The organism is Bordetella sp. 15P40C-2 (genome assembly GCF_009763235.1).
In the GTDB taxonomy this organism is placed as follows: Bacteria; Pseudomonadota; Gammaproteobacteria; order Burkholderiales; family Burkholderiaceae_B; genus Bordetella_A.
In genome coordinates, this window is sequence record NZ_WSJA01000025.1 from 78,277 (window position 1) to 94,665 (window position 16,389).

14 protein-coding genes and 1 pseudogene are annotated in these 16,389 nt (G+C 59.5%); 9 read left to right on the top strand and 6 right to left on the bottom strand.

What is annotated here, in order from left to right:
• Window positions 1–5 precede the first annotated feature (5 nt).
• Window positions 6–761 carry an outer membrane protein gene (locus tag GOQ25_RS11180; RefSeq protein WP_160350543.1) on the bottom strand — a complete coding sequence of 252 codons (756 nt, stop codon included), beginning with the start codon at window positions 759–761 and terminating at the stop codon, window positions 6–8.
• Window positions 762–959: 198 nt separating this feature from the next.
• On the opposite strand from GOQ25_RS11180, the gene GOQ25_RS11185 reads away from it, so the two are divergent.
• The 3 genes from GOQ25_RS11185 (at window position 960) to GOQ25_RS11195 (ending at window position 5,468) form a co-directional block, all read left to right on the top strand.
• Window positions 960–1,997, top strand: a complete 1,038-nt coding sequence (locus GOQ25_RS11185; RefSeq protein WP_236844559.1) for a linear amide C-N hydrolase — start codon at window positions 960–962, stop codon at window positions 1,995–1,997.
• 80 nt (window positions 1,998–2,077) lie between these two features.
• Window positions 2,078–4,039, top strand: a complete 1,962-nt coding sequence (locus tag GOQ25_RS11190; protein ID WP_160350545.1) for an FUSC family protein — start codon at window positions 2,078–2,080, stop codon at window positions 4,037–4,039.
• A gap of 136 nt (window positions 4,040–4,175) precedes the next feature.
• A complete protein-coding gene (locus GOQ25_RS11195) occupies window positions 4,176–5,468 on the top strand; it encodes a M20/M25/M40 family metallo-hydrolase (RefSeq protein WP_160350546.1) in 1,293 nt (430 codons plus the stop codon).
• A gap of 100 nt (window positions 5,469–5,568) precedes the next feature.
• On the opposite strand, the gene GOQ25_RS11200 is transcribed toward GOQ25_RS11195, so the two are convergent.
• A complete protein-coding gene (locus GOQ25_RS11200; RefSeq protein ID WP_160350547.1) occupies window positions 5,569–6,516 on the bottom strand; it encodes a LysR family transcriptional regulator in 948 nt (315 codons plus the stop codon).
• A 126-nt stretch (window positions 6,517–6,642) separates the two neighbouring features.
• Here GOQ25_RS11200 and GOQ25_RS11205 point away from each other — a divergent pair, with 126 nt between their 5' ends.
• From GOQ25_RS11205 to GOQ25_RS11225, 5 genes and pseudogenes are all read left to right on the top strand, one after another.
• On the top strand, window positions 6,643–7,623 hold the full coding sequence (locus tag GOQ25_RS11205) for a tripartite tricarboxylate transporter substrate binding protein (RefSeq protein ID WP_160350548.1): 981 nt from the start codon (window positions 6,643–6,645) through the stop codon (window positions 7,621–7,623).
• A 63-nt stretch (window positions 7,624–7,686) separates the two neighbouring features.
• Window positions 7,687–8,844 (top strand): acyl-CoA dehydrogenase family protein, encoded by a 1,158-nt coding sequence (locus GOQ25_RS11210; protein WP_160350549.1) that lies wholly within the window; start codon window positions 7,687–7,689, stop codon window positions 8,842–8,844.
• 17 nt (window positions 8,845–8,861) lie between these two features.
• Complete coding sequence (locus GOQ25_RS11215; RefSeq protein WP_160350550.1) at window positions 8,862–9,896, top strand: acyl-CoA dehydrogenase family protein; 1,035 nt, start codon at window positions 8,862–8,864, stop codon at window positions 9,894–9,896.
• A gap of 46 nt (window positions 9,897–9,942) precedes the next feature.
• Window positions 9,943–10,731 carry a crotonase/enoyl-CoA hydratase family protein gene (locus GOQ25_RS11220; RefSeq protein ID WP_160350551.1) on the top strand — a complete coding sequence of 263 codons (789 nt, stop codon included), beginning with the start codon at window positions 9,943–9,945 and terminating at the stop codon, window positions 10,729–10,731.
• A gap of 149 nt (window positions 10,732–10,880) precedes the next feature.
• A pseudogene (locus GOQ25_RS11225) lies at window positions 10,881–11,502 on the top strand (Bug family tripartite tricarboxylate transporter substrate binding protein).
• Between the two features lie 53 nt (window positions 11,503–11,555).
• Here GOQ25_RS11225 and GOQ25_RS11230 read toward each other — a convergent pair.
• The 4 genes from GOQ25_RS11230 to guaB form a co-directional block, all read right to left on the bottom strand.
• Window positions 11,556–11,846 (bottom strand): type II toxin-antitoxin system RelE/ParE family toxin, encoded by a 291-nt coding sequence (locus GOQ25_RS11230; RefSeq protein ID WP_160350552.1) that lies wholly within the window; start codon window positions 11,844–11,846, stop codon window positions 11,556–11,558.
• Window positions 11,834–12,112, bottom strand: coding sequence for a CopG family ribbon-helix-helix protein (locus tag GOQ25_RS11235; RefSeq protein ID WP_160350553.1), 279 nt, complete (start codon window positions 12,110–12,112; stop codon window positions 11,834–11,836). The genes GOQ25_RS11230 and GOQ25_RS11235 overlap by 13 nt, the downstream gene beginning before the upstream one ends.
• A 258-nt stretch (window positions 12,113–12,370) precedes the next feature.
• On the bottom strand, window positions 12,371–13,963 hold the full coding sequence (guaA, locus tag GOQ25_RS11240) for a glutamine-hydrolyzing GMP synthase (protein WP_160350554.1): 1,593 nt from the start codon (window positions 13,961–13,963) through the stop codon (window positions 12,371–12,373).
• An 89-nt stretch (window positions 13,964–14,052) separates the two neighbouring features.
• Window positions 14,053–15,513, bottom strand: coding sequence for an IMP dehydrogenase (guaB, locus tag GOQ25_RS11245; protein ID WP_160350555.1), 1,461 nt, complete (start codon window positions 15,511–15,513; stop codon window positions 14,053–14,055).
• Between the two features lie 168 nt (window positions 15,514–15,681).
• Here guaB and GOQ25_RS11250 point away from each other — a divergent pair, with 168 nt between their 5' ends.
• Window positions 15,682–16,311 carry a DUF2239 family protein gene (locus GOQ25_RS11250; protein ID WP_160350556.1) on the top strand — a complete coding sequence of 210 codons (630 nt, stop codon included), beginning with the start codon at window positions 15,682–15,684 and terminating at the stop codon, window positions 16,309–16,311.
• The last annotated feature ends 78 nt before the right edge of the window (window positions 16,312–16,389 follow it).

Genomic DNA, 16,389 nt, shown 5'->3' on the forward strand with positions numbered 1-16,389 from the left:
CGAGCCTAAAACCTGAACGTGAGCCCCACGAGCGGCCCGCTTTGCGAGAAATCCAGACGCTTGCCGCCATCACGATAGTTCACATCCAGGTGACGGTAGCCCACCGACAAATGGACATGGTCATGCACCTGGTAGTTGATAGATCCCATCACCTGCCAGGTATAGTCCGACCCCGCTCCAAAGCCGCCCGTATCCACATAGACCAGAGATGACCACCGCGGCGCGAAGTCATTGCGCCAGCGCAGCGCGACGATCGGGTCAATAAAAGAGGTGTCGGACGTTGCCGATAGCAGATTGCCGACCTTTACCTTCGCATTGATATCCCAATACCGGGCCCCCGCCATCACGTCCAGATTTGATTGATGCCCGACTTCCCAGCTGTAGCCGCCGAGCAAGGTCGCCGAGGTTTGTCGCACCTTCGCCCGCGCCGATAGCCCATATGGCAAGGCGGCGGAATCAGAAGTCGCCGCGTAGGTCAGATCGCCCTGCACCACCCAACGGTCTTTACGCGCCGTTCCGGCCAGGAAAAACGCTGCATCCAGGCTATCCAGAATTTCTGAGAACGACTTATCCACGTGCGCCGTGGGCGCGCCCTGGAACGGGCGCACGGTGCCATCCAGGCCGGTCATCCATACGTATGGCGTGACCTGAAATCTCCAGGCGTCGTCATCAGGCGATTGAGGTTGGGCCGCGACCCCGGGTGTGCTAAAAATTGCGCCACACACGAGGAAACTCGATAGCTTATATAAAGGGGTCTGCATGGGTATGGCCAGCGTCCAGAGAAGGTATGATGTTGCGGCCCTATTATTGATGAACCGGCCCTCCCTGCCAAGCTGCTTTATCGCCATCGACCGATTCGGGCGGTAGCCGGTGTCGCCATTGTCTCTCTATCGATAAGAACCTTGATCAACATGAATCAGCGCAGCACTATCTCGAAACTGGCAGCGCTCGTCCTGAGCATGACGACGCTCGCTACCGCGCCAAGCGCATGGGCCTGCACCCGTTTGGTGTTCCTGGGTGATAACGGTCAGGTCATGACGGCGCGCTCAATGGATTGGAAAAGCAATATCGTCAGCAATCTTTGGATTTTGCCGCGCGGTATGGAACGCGATGGACAGACGGGCGAGAACACCGTGCACTGGACCTCCAAGTATGGCAGCGTCATCACCTCCGGCTACGACATTTCCACCACCGATGGCGTGAACGAGGCGGGATTGAACGCCAACTTGCTTTGGCTGGTGGAATCGGAGTATCCACCTTTTGAGCCCAGCAGCAAGCCGGGCCTGTCGATCGCGGCCTGGGCGCAATATGTGCTGGACAATTTCGCCACCGTTAAAGAAGCGGTGGACGCACTAAAAGACGAGCCATTCACCATCGTCACCGATAACATCCCCGGCGAAAGCCGCCTCGCGACGCTGCATCTTTCCATGTCGGACGCCAGCGGCGACAGCGCCATCGTCGAATATATCGGCGGCAAACAAATCATCCACCACAGCCGCGAATATCAGGTGATGACCAATTCGCCGATCTTCGAAGAGCAACTGGCGCTAAACACCTATTGGCAACAGATCAACGGCACGGTCATGCTGCCCGGCACCAATCGCGCGTCGGATCGATTCGCCCGCGCCTCGTTCTATGTGAACACGATCCCAAAAGATCAGGACCCCAATAAATCGCTGGCCAGCGTGTTCAGCGTGATCCGCAACGTATCCGTCCCGTATGGCATCAGCACGCCAGACCAACCCAACATTTCCTCCACCCGCTGGCGCACGGTGTTCGATCATCAACGCAAGCTGTACTTCTTTGAATCGGCGCTCACGCCCAACACGTTCTGGGTCGATCTGAAGGCGATCGACTTCAGCGACAAAACCGGCAAGGTCATGAAACTGGACCTGGGTGACGATCAGACGCATACCTACTCCGGCAACGCGACGCGCGACTTCCAACCGTCCAAGCCGTTTCAGTTCTTAGGCGTCAATAGTGCGAGCCCTGTCTGAATATAGACGCGGCGAGCCATCGCTCGCCGATAGTACCTTTATACGTTGCAAAGCGCGGTCGCGGGACCGCTTGGACTAGCATGGATAAGCCCGACACCCAGAAAGACGAAGTTTCCCTAAGCCCGAGTTCATGGCTTAGAGAGGTCGCACGATTGAATCCGGCGAGCTGGAACATCAGTCGTTGCAGCCGGGCCGCGCTGGCCGTCTGCCTTCCCATGGCAGTGGGTCATTACACCGACACGCTGATGTATACGCTGTGGATCTCGCTCGGCTCTCTTTTTCCTGCGATAGGCGAGCGCGACGCGCCGTATAGCGCGACCTTTCGCAAGATCCTTACCGCCGCACCCATTGGCGCGGCGGGCTTCATGGCCGGCTATTTGCAGACGATGGGGTTGCCGTGGACCGGGATCGTGCTGATCATGAGCGTGATCGGCTTTCTACTGTCCATCGCCAGCAGTTATAGCGCCGCCATTTCGATTGGCTCGCTGCAGTTCATGATCATGGCAGCGGTGGCACTGGGCAATCCGGAGATCCAGCACTTCTGGATGTCGAGCTTGCTGGTCATAAGCGGTGCGCTATTTGCGATGTTCTTGCTGCTGCTGGAGAAATGGTTTCGGCCGCATCATCCGCGCCGCGATGCCATTGTGCAGGTGCTGCAGGCGTTAAGCGCTATCTGCAAGCAAAAGCTCGCCCATGGGGATATCGAAGCCGCGCGCTTGCAATACAACATCAAGTACGAAGCGCTCTATACCTTCATGCTGCAAGCGCGCTATCGCGCCGTGGGCCGCAACCAGGTCGTGGATCAAACCGCCGCGATCGTCCAAAGCCTGGACCGGCTTTTCGCCGCCTTGATGGCGCGTCAGAGTGTCGATCATCTCGAGCGGCTGCAACCCATCCTCCACGACATCACCGACGCAGTGCTGCATGAGCGGCGCTACACCGGCCATCATACGGAAGGCTGCGAATTCGCGCGTGAACTTGATGACCTGATCGAGGCCCTATGGGACGCTAAAGCCGTGCCCGACGCGACGGGCGCAAGAGCGCGCGCGACCTCACAACAGTCGCTGCAACTGCGCTTGCTGCTGCAAAAGCTCACCCCAGGGCGCAGCACCGTACAGGCGGCGATAAAGTTAATGCTATGCACGGCGCTGGGATATTCGGTTCACTATTTCGACAATATCTCGCATTGGTACTGGGTGCCCATGACCGTGGCGATCGTGATGAAGCCGGAATTGGGTTCGATCTTTGTACGCGCCGTGCAGCGTATGCTCGGCACGGCGGTCGGCGTGGTGGCCGGCGGGCTGCTGCTGGCCTATGTGCCGGTCGGTCCCCTGTTCATTCTGCTCATTGGCGCGATCACCTTCACCTTGCCATGGCTCACGCAACGCAGCTATGCGCTGACCTCGTTCGCCGTAACGCCATTGGTGTTGGTGCTGATCGATTTCCTAGCCCCTGAACGTCAGGGCATAGACTACGCCATGCTGCGGCTTATCGATACCCTTGCGGGGTGCGCCATTGTGTTGGTCTTTGGCTACTTGCTCTGGCCGCGCAGACATTTCAGCGAACTCGACCAAGCCCTGACGGACGCACGTAAAGCCATCGCGCAATATCTGAGCCAGGCGCTCGCTAACCGCTCGCAGCCTGAGGTCGCCGAGCTAAGCGACGCGCGTCGCGCGGCCTATAGCAAGCTGGTCGACATGCGAGCCGCGCTACAACGCTCGCTGGCCGAGCCGCCGCCCGCCGGTTACGAGGCCGCGGCTTGGTTCCCCTTGGTTGCCTGCGCTGCGCGGCTGTGCGATGCCATCACCGTTTATTCCGCGAGTGCAAGCCACAACCCTGATCCCCAGGAAGCGGCATGGCTCGAACAGATGCCTGATGCGATCGAAGGGGTGAAAGACCTACCGGCACTGCCCGACGATGTACTGGACCGAGATACGCCCGAGGCTCGCCTGATTGCCAGTATCTATAAGGAAACCGGTGTGCGGGAACAGCTGTACGAAAGGGTCGGGCAAATGCCGGAAAAACAGCTGGCTCCGGCCTAGTGACCCCGCAGCCATCTATACCTCGTGCGGTGCGCTTCGTTACATCCATCGCGCGCCAATACTATTACTCTACAAAAATGGCGCCAACCCTTGGGAGGTTTCGCACGCCTCCCATCTAAACTCCGAGGATATTCCTATGTCACGGCTTCCATTTCGCTCTTCGATTTATCGCGCTGGCCTTGCACTGGTTTTTATCTGTAGCGGACAACTGGCGGCGGCAGCGCCGGTGACTGCCGTGTACGAGGCCGCGACAGCGCAAAAACAGGGCATGCTCGACACCATGAAAGCGCTCGTGGAGATCGAGTCGGGAAGCAAGGACGTCGAAGACGTCGAGCGCATTGCCGAGCTGGTCAGCAAGCGGCTCAGCGATTTAGGTGGCACGGTCAAAATCGTACCGGCTACCGACGTGACGCGTCTTGACGATACCCCGGAGAAAGTCGGCCCCATGGTTCACGCCGAATTCAAAGGGACGGGCGACAGCAAAATCATGCTGATTGCGCATATGGACACGGTTTACCGTCGAGGCATGCTGAAAGACCAGCCGTTTCGCATCGATGGCGAGCGTGCCTATGGCCTGGGTATCGCCGATGATAAACACGGCGTAGCTAGCGTGATCCACACCATAGACCTACTGCAAAAGCTGGGATTTAAGGACTACGGCACGCTTACCGTTCTGATCAATGGTGACGAGGAAATCAGTTCGCCGGGCTCGCGCAGCACCATCACGCGACTGGGTGCCGACCAGGATGCGGTCTTCTCATTCGAAGGCGGCGGCATGAAGCCCAGACTGACCCTGGCCACCAGCGGCATTGGAGCGGTTTACCTGAACGTGCAAGGAAAGACCTCCCACGCGGGCGCACGGCCAGAAGGCGGCGTCAACGCGCTCTACGAACTCGCCCACCAGATCCTGCAAATGGACGACCTGTCCAAACCCGAAGACGGTCTGAAACTCAATTGGACTGTGGCGCAAGCCGGCACCAACCGCAACGTCATCCCCGGCAATGCCTCCGCACAGGCGGATGCGCGCGCGCTACGCGTCTCGGATTTCGATGCACTGGCCAAGACCATCGACGAACGCGTACAGAACAAACTTCTGCCCGATTCAAAAGTCAGTGTGAAATTCGAAGTACGCCGCCCCCCGCTTGAGGCCACGGACGCCTCTCGCGCCCTGGCTCGCCATGGCGTGCAGATCTATGAAGAGCTGGACCTGCCCTTGGCGGTAGTGGATCGCCCGACTGGCGGCGGCACCGATGCCGCCTTTGCGGCACTGAAAGCCCGCGGGCCGGTCATCGAAGGAATGGGGTTGTCCGGCTTTGGCGCTCACTCCAACGATGCGGAATACATCATCATCGACAGCATCGTACCCAGGCTATACCTCGCGGCTCGCATGATTATGGACGTCTCAGAAGGAAAGGCGCCTTTGAAGTAAGACTTGGAGCTCGCTGAACTGTTGTTTAGCGAGCGTCCCAACTTCTGCGGGCGTCACAGATCGGGTGATTTTCCACAGTCCCAACTGATATCCGAAGCATTCACACAGAGGAGCTGTTCGCCGTTCTAAGCGCATATTGCTGCATTTCCGGCACCTGGTGATGCAGCTGGACGTACTCCAGCACATTGTTCACGATCGCACTACGGCGGGAGTGAGGTACCGCCAGCGCCATACCGACACAGAACTCTGCCGGTGTGTCCGTGAGCGTCAGATACGTGACACCAGGAAACTGCACGTGCTGAGCCACGCCGGCTACCAAGGCTACGCCCACGCCTGATGCCACCAGACTGAGGATGGTATGCACCTGCATGGCCTCCTGTACGACTCTTGGAGCAAAGCCCGATAGCTGGCAGCGTGTAGCGGCCAACGCCGCTAAGCCGGGCACTCGGGACTTGGGATACAGGATGAAAGGCTGCTGGGCAACCTCTGACAATGCCAGCTGGGTACGTCCACCCTCCGTTAAAGGACTTTTGCTGGGTACCGCCAACACAAAGTCGTCCCGTTCCAGCGGAATTACCTCGACTTCAGGTACATCCCCCACCGGAAAGCGTAGAAAACCCATGTCGACATGCTGGGACCGAATACCTTCCAGAATCTCCAGCGATGTCATCTCCAGCAGATCCAGCTCCAATTTGGGAAAGGTATGCCGCAGAGCAGGAATCAGCTGCGGCAGCAGCTTGTATGTGGCGCTGCCGATGAAGCCCATCCGCAGCTGTCCTTGCAAGCCGTGCAAGGTCTCTTGTGCTTTGAGCCTGCATTGCTCGGCATGGAACAGCGCGATACGAGCATCGCGCAGAATGGCATGAGCCATCGGAGTAGGGATTAACCCGCTAGGGTGACGTTCGAATAGTTTGCCCCCCAATGTATCTTCCAAGCGTCGGATAGACACCGACAACGGCGGCTGTGCCATGTGCAACAACGCGGCAGCACGGTGGAAGTTACGCGTTTCCATCAGAGTCACAAATCGCTGTAGCTGGCGCAGATCCATGGCGATATCGAATAGGTATCAAAAGCACATTTTTTAATATTGGACCCATCGTAAACGTCACTTCTACATTTGTCTTCTAACCCCGGCTCCTAGAGAACGGGGTGCACAAAAGATAGGAGACAAAAAATGATCTTCAACCGCCGACCGTTGTTGACTTGGCTAGCGGCCAGCGCTTGCCTGTTTTTCGTTGCAGGGGGCACGTCCTCGGCCCAGGATTTCCCATCCAAACCCATCAAATTCGTTGTGCCGTTTGGTCCTGGAAGCGGTACCGACACCTCTGCACGCTACTTCGCTAAAAAGCTGCAGGACCTGACGGGACAGCCTGTCGTCGTAGAAAACAAGCCCGGCGCAAACGGGTTCATCGCCGTCAATCAGGTGCTGACTGCACCCGCGGACGGCTATACCGTGTTTATCGGCAGCAATTCCACCCTGGCGGTCAATGCAGCGCTCTTCAAAGACCTGCCCTATGACCCGGTCGCCGATTTTGCGCCCTTGACCATGATGATGCGATCGCCTGCCATGATCGCTGCGGCTCCCACTGTGTCGTACAACGATCTACAAGGCCTGTTAGATCATGCTGCTGCAAATCCTGGGAAAGTGAATTTTGGTGCGGGATCGGCGGGCTATCAATTGATGGGAGAACTGCTCAACGATGCAGCGAAGGTACGCACCGTTCATGTCCCCTTCAAGGGCGCCGGGGAAACCATGACCGCCGTCGCGGGAGGCGTAGTCGATTACGCATTTGCCGAAGTGACGGCCGTACAAGAGCTCGCCAAGGCGGGCCGGGTGAAGGTGCTAGCAGTGGCCTCGGATCGGCGAGTACCTAACTTGCCAGACGTGCCTACGGCCGATGAGGCGGGCTTGAAAGGTTTCGAAGCCTACACGTGGGTCGGGGCCATGGTCAGCGCCAAGACACCCGCTGCTGAAACCGAGAAGCTGGCGGCGCTATTGACGGAGATCTCCAAAACTGACGAAACCCGCCAGTTTTATGAGCGCATCGGAGCCATTCCAATGACCGGGGGCCCCTCACAGATGCGTACGTTTCAGGAGAATGAAATTGCCCTGTGGAAGCGCATCGTTGCCCAGGCCAAGGTGCCTCAGCGATGAACACAGCAGCCGTTTCAGTCTTTGGTGCGCTGTCGCGCGCTTTGCAACACACGGAGTAGTGCAATGAGCACGTTGGAGTCACTGGCACTTACCGGTATTCCCGCTGAAGACGAGGCCTTGCGCGCCGAAGTGCGTGCATTCCTGATAGAAGCTACGCGAGCCATGCCCGCGCACATTCGTGCCCGTTCATGGATGGGCTACAACGCCGAGTTCAGTCGTCAGCTGGGCGCCAAGGGCTGGATTGGTGTGACCTTGCCCACGGCGTATGGCGGAGCCGGCCGCAGTGCCTTTACCCGTTATGTGCTGGTCGAGGAGTTTCTGAATTTTGGCGCGCCCGTGGGCGCACATTGGATCGCCGACCGCCAGAGTGCCCCACTCATTCTCAAGTACGGGACCGAGGACCAGAAGCAGTTTTATATCCCCAAGGTCTGCCGCGGTGAGGCCTTTTTTTGCATCGGCATGAGCGAGCCCAACTCCGGTTCGGACCTGGCCAGCGTCAAGAGCCGTGCCATACCGAACGCACAGGGCTGGCTTCTCAATGGGCAGAAGATCTGGACCACCTATGCTCACCACTGCCAGTACATGATTGCATTGGTCCGCACTTCAGGCACTTCGGAGGATCGCCACAAGGGCCTGTCGCAGGTGATCGTGGATCTGTCGCTACCCGGTGTGACGGTGCGCCCTATCCGCGACCTGTCGGGCGACAGCCATTTCTGCGAAGTCTTTTTCGACAATGTGCAACTGGGCCATGACGCTCTGATAGGTGTGGAGGGCCAGGGCTGGGAACAAGTGACTGCCGAGCTGGCCTTCGAGCGCAGTGGGCCGGAGCGTCTGTTTTCTTCCATTGTGTTGTTTGAACAATGGCTGCAGTACGTTCGCACCCCACAGGGGCGCACGGAGTCGGCCCAACGCCTGGCGGGCAAGGTGCTCACACAGCTTGCACCTTTACGCGCGATGTCGGTGGCGGTGCAGCAAAAGCTTGTGCAAGGCGCCAGCCCCATCGTGGAAGCCGCTCTGGTCAAGGAGCTCGGCACCACGCTTGAACAGATGATTCCCGCAGCCATCGCCGAAGACCTGTTCGCGCGGGACACCGAGGAGATACCGGTTGAACTGCTGATGACGCTCAAGTACATAACCCAAGCTTCCCCTTCGTTTTCGCTGCGAGGTGGTACGCGCGACATCCTGCGCGGAATGATCGCGCGCGGACTGGGCTTGCGTTGAACACGGGGAGCTGAGCAATGAACACGAATGAAAACGATCTCTTTGCCGATGCCACCCGCGAGGTCCTGAAGGGGCAATGCACCCCAGCCGTGGTGCGAGCCATTGAGGCAGGTGGGCGTGATGCCTCTGCTACGCAGTCCCTGTGGGAGCAACTGGAAGCCATGGGATTGCCCAAGGCCTTGCTCAACGAAAACGAAGGCGGTTCGGGCCTGGGTTTGGGGCAAGTGTTTGGCATTCTGGAGCAGTGCGGGGCTCACGCTCTGCCGCTGCCACTGGCCGACACCATGGTCGCCCGAGCCTTGCTGGCCAAAAGCGGTACAGCATGCGGGGCCGGTAGCATCGCTTTGGCTCAGGGACAGGAGCTGCCCGATGGCGGCTGGCATTGTCCACTGGTGCGCCAAGGTGCGCTTGCCGAGGCCGTGTTGGTGCAGACGCCAATCGCCTGGCGCTTGCTGAAGGTCGATCAGGCGCACCGCGCAGATCACGCCGACGCAGGCGATGCGGCGCTGACATGGTCATCCGCACAGGTGCATGCCGTGCCTGTGATTGTCGTCGATGCAGACTTGCAGGTGCGTACCCTACAGGCGGCAGTGACGGCTGCGCAGATGGCAGGTGCCCTGCTCCAGGTGTTCCAGCGCACGCTGCAGTACGCCAATGAGCGCCAGCAGTTTGGTCGTTCCATTGGCAAGTTCCAGGCCATCCAGCACCAGCTGGCGGTGATGAGTGAACACGTAGTTGCGGCACGCATGGCAGCACAGTTGGGATGCAGTGGCGACGGCGTCAAGCCTGACCGCCTGCGTGTGGCGACAGCCAAGGCGCGCTGCAGCGAGGCAGCCCTGATAGTCGCAGAACTGGCACATGCCATCCATGGCGCTATCGGCTTTACCGAGGAATACGACCTCCAGCTGTTCACGCGGCGTCTGCATGCATGGCGACAAACCGCAGGCAGCGAGGCTTATTGGCATGCAGTGGCCGGCGAAGCGCTGCTGGCGCATGAAGGTATGACGCTGGACATGGTGCGCCGCATTACCGATGTAGCCGCAGTCCATTGAGCCAGATACCGATCTGAACAACGATCCGATTTTGGAGACTTACCGCATGGCATTTCTGAACATTGAGAGGGACGGCGGTATTCTGACCGTCACGATGAACCAGCCTGAAACACGTAATGCCCTGACCGGCAACACCGCTGTGAGCGAGTTCGTGCAGCTGTGTGACGAGGTCCGCAAGGACACCCGGATTAAGGTGCTTATCCTTACTGGCGCGGGCCCCATCTTCAGCTCGGGCGGCAACGTCAAGGACATGCAGCGATTTTTCGATGACGCGCTCACGCCCGAGTTGATCAGGGAGGAGTACCGCAATGGCATTCAGCGTATTCCCAATGCCTTGTACCAATTGGATGTGCCCGTGATCTGCGCCGTCAATGGTCCTGCTATCGGTGCCGGCTTGGATCTGACGTGCATGTGCGACATCCGCATTGCGAGCGAAAACGCCACCTTTGCCGAGAGCTTTGTGCGCGTGGGCATCGTGCCAGGAGATGGAGGTGCATGGCTGTTACCTCGTGCCGTAGGCATGGCCAAGGCATCGGAAATGGCCTTCACGGGTGAGGCTATCGACGCGCAAGAAGCACTGGCCTGGGGCCTGGTCAGCCGCGTCGTCACCGCAGATGAACTTTTGCCTACAGCCAAGGCACTAGCGCAAAAAATTGCCGCGAATCCCGGAGCCGTGATGCGCATGACCAAACGCCTGCTGCGTGAAGGGCAAAACAGTTCGCTCTCTTCGCTGTTGGAATTATCGGCGGGCTACCAGGCAATCGCGCACAAGACCGCCGACCACCGAGAGGCCGTCATGGCCTTTGTAGAAAAACGTAAGCCTGACTTCGCCTGACGCACAAGACGTTAGTGCCTAGATCCGCCGGCACGCTCCCCGACTGGCTATTTGCAAGTTATGGCTGCCTATCACCGCCCATACGCAACAGAACACCTTTATGGACATGGTGATGCTCCAGACCGACTGTCTCCCTCGCCTCCGCGAACATACTCATTAATGATCCACATGCGACGGCCCAGGAATGGCCCACTGCTAAACCGATTACCTTCGTCGTGCCCTTCCCTCCTGGCGGAGCCACTGACACCGTTGCGCGCCTGCTAGCCCAGCACATATCTCAGCAGCTGGATCAGAGCATCGTGATCGACAACAGGCCAGGTGCGAACGGAAATATCGGCAATGCTCTAGTTGCCAGAGCCCCGGCAGATGGCTACACGGTGCTCTACAACACCTCATCCATTGCACTCAGTCCAGCACTTTATAAAAAGCTTTCTTATGACCCAATCAAGGATTTGACACCAGTCGCCCTCACGGCCGTCGTGCCATTGGCACTGGTGACGCACGAGTACATTGGCGAAATCAGGTATTCCTGGTTTTGAAGCGGGTGCGTGGCAGGGAATGATGCTCCCAGCAGGCACTCCAACTGAAATCGTGCTCAAACTTAACGCTGCTGTGAATACAGCTCTTCAAGATCCACAGGTGTTGGAAAAACTGGCGCAGCAAGGAACTGAAGCCCTAGGATCCACGCCAGAGGAATATGGTGCTTACCTGCGAAAGGAGCTGAAGCGTTGGCAGGAAGTGGTTGCCGCCACGGGGTTGACCTTGGATTGATACTGAAGGTTCTCGCTTCAAGTCGTCATCCCCCGTCACCGAAAGGCGTGCCCTCAATACCCCGCTTCTATCTGGTGTCGAACGGCAAGAACGACGATGTTCTCGCTATCGAAGCGATAGAGGGCGACGTAGCCACTGTTGCCGAAGTCAATCAGCCATTCCCGAAACTCGGGTTCCAGGTCATCGAGAGGGCGGCCGATGCGTGGCTGATGAGCCAGAATCTTGACGCCGGCCCGGATCGCCCTCACCGCGCGTTGCGCCGCCTCGGCATCCTGGGCCGCGAGGAAGCGATAGAGTCGCTGTACATCGGCCAGCGCCGGCGGCGTCCAGATCAGACGTGGCACTTAGGCGGCTCCGCATCCTCGCCAGCTTCGAGTTTCGCCAGCCAAGCGTCGGCTTCCTCGAGGGTCAGATGCAGGTCGTCGCGTTGATACTCTGCCCAGGCGCGGAGCGCATCCTGTTTGAACGCCTCGCGTTTTTCCTCGCGCTCGACGTACTGCGCAATCGCTTCTCGCATAATCCAGTGGGATGTGCGTCGACGGGCTTCCGCCAAGTGCTGGACGCGTCCTTTCAACTCGTCATCGAGCTTGATGGATGTTGGCGTTGCCATGTGGCCTCCGTAGCGACAAGTAATACCTCTAGCTACTATAGTGCCCTCTTACCCTTTCCGTCCAGCCCGCGAAGGCCGCACTGTAACTTCCTTCCAAACGCCTCGGAAGTGACAGAACGGGATCGCTAGCATCGTCCAATGCCACGTGGGGTGGCCAGATATGCCTGGCATCGAGCATGAAAAATGCCGCTGACGATGTTGTTTCACACCCTCAACGGCATTATTACTTATCGCTTAAATCAGCAACTTAAACAGCCTTCATTCCCACTCAATCGTCGCAGGCGGCTTGCTCGACACGTCGTACACCACCCGATTCAATCCGCGGACCTCATTAATGATCCGCGACGACACCTTCGCGAGCAACGCATGCGGCAGCGGCGCCCAGTCGGCGGTCATGAAGTCGAAGGTCTGAACCGCGCGCAGTGCGACCACGTATTCATACGTACGGCCATCGCCCATCACGCCCACTGATTTCACCGGCAGGAATACCGCGAACGCTTGCGAGGTCAGGTCGTACCAGCTCTTGCCTGTCGCTTCATCGATGGTGTTGCGCAATTCCTGAATAAAGATCGCATCCGCGCGACGCAGCAGGTCGGCGTACTCTTTCTTTACCTCACCCAGAATACGCACGCCCAGACCCGGACCCGGGAAAGGATGGCGGTAAACCATCTGCGGCGGCAGGCCCAGGGCCACACCGAGTTCGCGGACTTCGTCCTTGAACAGTTCGCGCAACGGTTCGAGCAGCTTGAGGTTCAACGTATCCGGTAAGCCGCCTACGTTGTGGTGCGACTTGATCGAAGTCGCCTTGCCGGTCTTGGCGCCGGCCGACTCGATCACGTCGGGATAGATCGTGCCCTGGGCGAGCCACTTCGCATTCTTGAGCTTCCCTGCTTCGGTCTGGAAGACTTCCACGAACTCGCGGCCGATGATCTTGCGTTTGGCTTCGGGATCAGCCACGCCCGCGAGCTTGCCCATGAACTGCTCAGTCGCGTCGATATGGATGATCTTCACGCCCATGTTCTCGGCAAAGGTCTGCATGACCTGTTTGCCTTCGTCCAGACGCAACAGACCGTGATCCACGAACACGCAGGTCAGCTGATCGCCAATCGCCTTATGAATCAACGCGGCGGCCACCGACGAATCCACGCCACCCGACAGACCGAGAATGACTTCATCGTCACCGACCTGTTCGCGGATGCGTTGCACGGCTTCGGCGACGTAGTCGGGCATGTTCCAATCGCCCTGGCAGCCGCAGATCTCGTTGACGAAGCGCGCGATCATGGCCTTGCCCTGCAAGGTGTGCGTGACTTCGGGATGGAACTGCACGGCGTAGAACTTGCGCTCTTCGTCGGCCATGCCGGCGATCGGGCACGAAGGCGTGGACGCCATGAGCTTGAAGCCCGGCGGCAGCGCGGTGACTTTGTCACCGTGGCTCATCCAGACCTTGAGCATGCCATGGCCTTCGGCCGTGGTGAAATCGGCTAAGCCGTTCAGCAACTTCGTGTGGCCGTGGGCGCGTACTTCGGCGTAGCCAAACTCGCGGTGATCGGAAAAGCTCACCGTGCCGCCCAGCTGCATCGCCATCGACTGCATGCCGTAGCAGATGCCCAGCACGGGCACCCCGAGTTCAAACACGGCGGCCGGTACACGCAGCGCGCCTTCGGCGTAGGCCGAGGCGTGGCTGCCCGACAGGATGATGCCTTTGAGGCCCTGGCTTGCCTGCTCGCGCACGAACGCGTCATCGACATCGCCAGGATGGATTTCGGAATACACGCCGGCTTCGCGTACGCGGCGGGCGATTAACTGGGTGACTTGCGAACCGTAGTCAAGAATGAGAATGCGCTGATGCATGGAGACTCTGCCGGTTGGAAATAAAAGCGCACCGGCCAGAACCGCGTGAGTTCTGCCGGTGCGCGATACATTGCATTGTACTGACTGGATCAGTCGGCGCGGTAGTTAGGCGCCTCTTTGGTGATCTGCACGTCATGGACGTGGGATTCACGCACACCAGCCGAGGTGATCTCGACGAACTGCGTCTTGGTACGCATGTCGTCGATGGTCGCGCAACCGCAGTAACCCATCGAGGCCCGGATGCCGCCCACCAACTGGTAAATGATGGCCAGGACACTGCCCTTGTAGGGGACGCGGCCTTCGATGCCTTCGGGAACCAGCTTGTCGGCGTTGTTGGCCGGGTCTTGGAAATAGCGGTCGGCCGAGCCGTCGGACATGGCGCCCAGGCTACCCATGCCGCGGTACGACTTGTACGAACGGCCTTGGAACAGCACGACTTCGCCGGGGGCTTCTTCGGTGCCGGCGAACATGCCGCCCATCATGCAGGCAAACGCGCCGGCGGACAGGGCCTTGGCGATGTCGCCGGAGTAGCGAATACCACCGTCAGCGATGAGCGGAACACCGGTGCCTTCCAGGGCCTTGGCCACATCGGCAATCGCGGTGATCTGAGGCACGCCCACACCCGCCACGATACGGGTCGTGCAGATCGAACCCGGGCCGATACCGACCTTGACGCCATCCGCGCCGTGTTCGACCAACGCACGCGCGGCATCCGCCGTCGCGATATTGCCGCCGATCACGTCGACTTTGGGGAAATTCTGTTTGACCCAACGCACGCGTTCCAGCACGCCACGCGAATGGCCGTGCGCGGTATCGACGATGATGACGTCAACACCCGCGGCAACGAGCTTGGCGACACGCTCTTCCGTGCCATCGCCCACGCCCACGGCAGCGCCCACGCGCAGCTGGCCTTGAGCGTCCTTGTTGGCAACCGGGTGCTCGGTATTCTTGACGATGTCCTTGACGGTCGCCAGGCCGCGCAGCTCGAATGCGTCGTTGACGATCAGAACGCGCTCCAGGCGGTGCTTGTGCATCAAGGCCTGGGCTTCGTCCAGCGTCGCGCCTTCTTGCATCGTAACCAGACGCTCTTGAGGCGTCATGATGTTACGCAGCGGCTGGTCCAGACGATCCTCGAAGCGCAGGTCACGGTTGGTGACGATACCGACGAGTTTTTTGCCCTCCACCACCGGCAGGCCGGAGATACCGTGCTGACGCTGTAGCGTAATGGCGTCGCGAACCTTCATGTCGGGCGTCACGGTAACAGGATCGATCACGATCCCGAACTCGTGGCGTTTGACGCGGGCGACTTCCTTGGCCTGCTGGTCAGCGGTGAGGTTTTTGTGAATGATCCCGATGCCGCCCTCCTGGGCCATGGCGATCGCCAGGCGCGATTCGGTCACGGTGTCCATGGCAGCGGACACGAGCGGGATATTCAGGGTGATATTGCGGGTGAGACGGGTGGCGAGCGACGTATCGCGCGGCAACACCTCGGAATACGCTGGCACCAACAACACATCGTCGAAGGTGAGCGCTTTTTGAACGAGACGCATGTGGGACTCCGGGCGCAAAGCAAAATTATACGCGCACTGGCAATTTTTACTAGGGGGTTTCCCTTATCGGCGTGATCCAACTTCTCGTTGCAATGTTTCACCGCCGTCGCGTTGACGGCAAGCTCACCGGGCGGGATAGTAAGTTCAGTTCACGGAGGGGTGTGATCGATGAACAGCAGCACGGGACAAGGGCGGGATGCAACCACGGCTTGCACGGCTTTTGCTGGCACGCGCCGCTTGGCGAGCGGGCCGCTGGCGGAAGTCGCGTTGGCGGTGCGCGGGGCGCGAAACTCCCCCGGCGCGGACCGGATCGTTGTCTTTAGCGATGTAACGGGCGAAGTCTTGCTGGACTGGCGCGGCACGGACGAGGAAATCCGGCGCCGACTGAACACTACCCACGGCGGCAAACTGGTGCAGGACGCCGAGCCCGTTTCCCAACAAACGCCGCAGCCGCCACGCGGCCGTGGGCGGCCCAAGCTGGGCGTGGTTTCGCGGGAAGTTACCCTGCTGCCCAAGCACTGGGAATGGCTGGCGCAACAGCCTGGCGGGACATCGGTAACGCTGCGGACCATCATCGACCGTGTACTGGTGACCGAAAGCGCCGCCGCGCATGGACGACGTCGCAAAGAGGCAGGCCATCGGTTCCTCAGCGCGCTCGCCAGCGACCTGCCTGGCTTTACCGAAGCGTTGCGGGCGGTGCTGTCGCTTGATCGCGCACAGTTTCTGGGCCATACCTCGACATGGCCGAGCGATATCCGCGAGCATGCACTACGGATAACGTTCGACGAGCCGGCATAAGTTCACTGGGGCAACGTACGTCCCCTATGCCAGGCCCAGCCGCGTCGCGGCGGGATCTTTACCCGGCACGCAACGCAA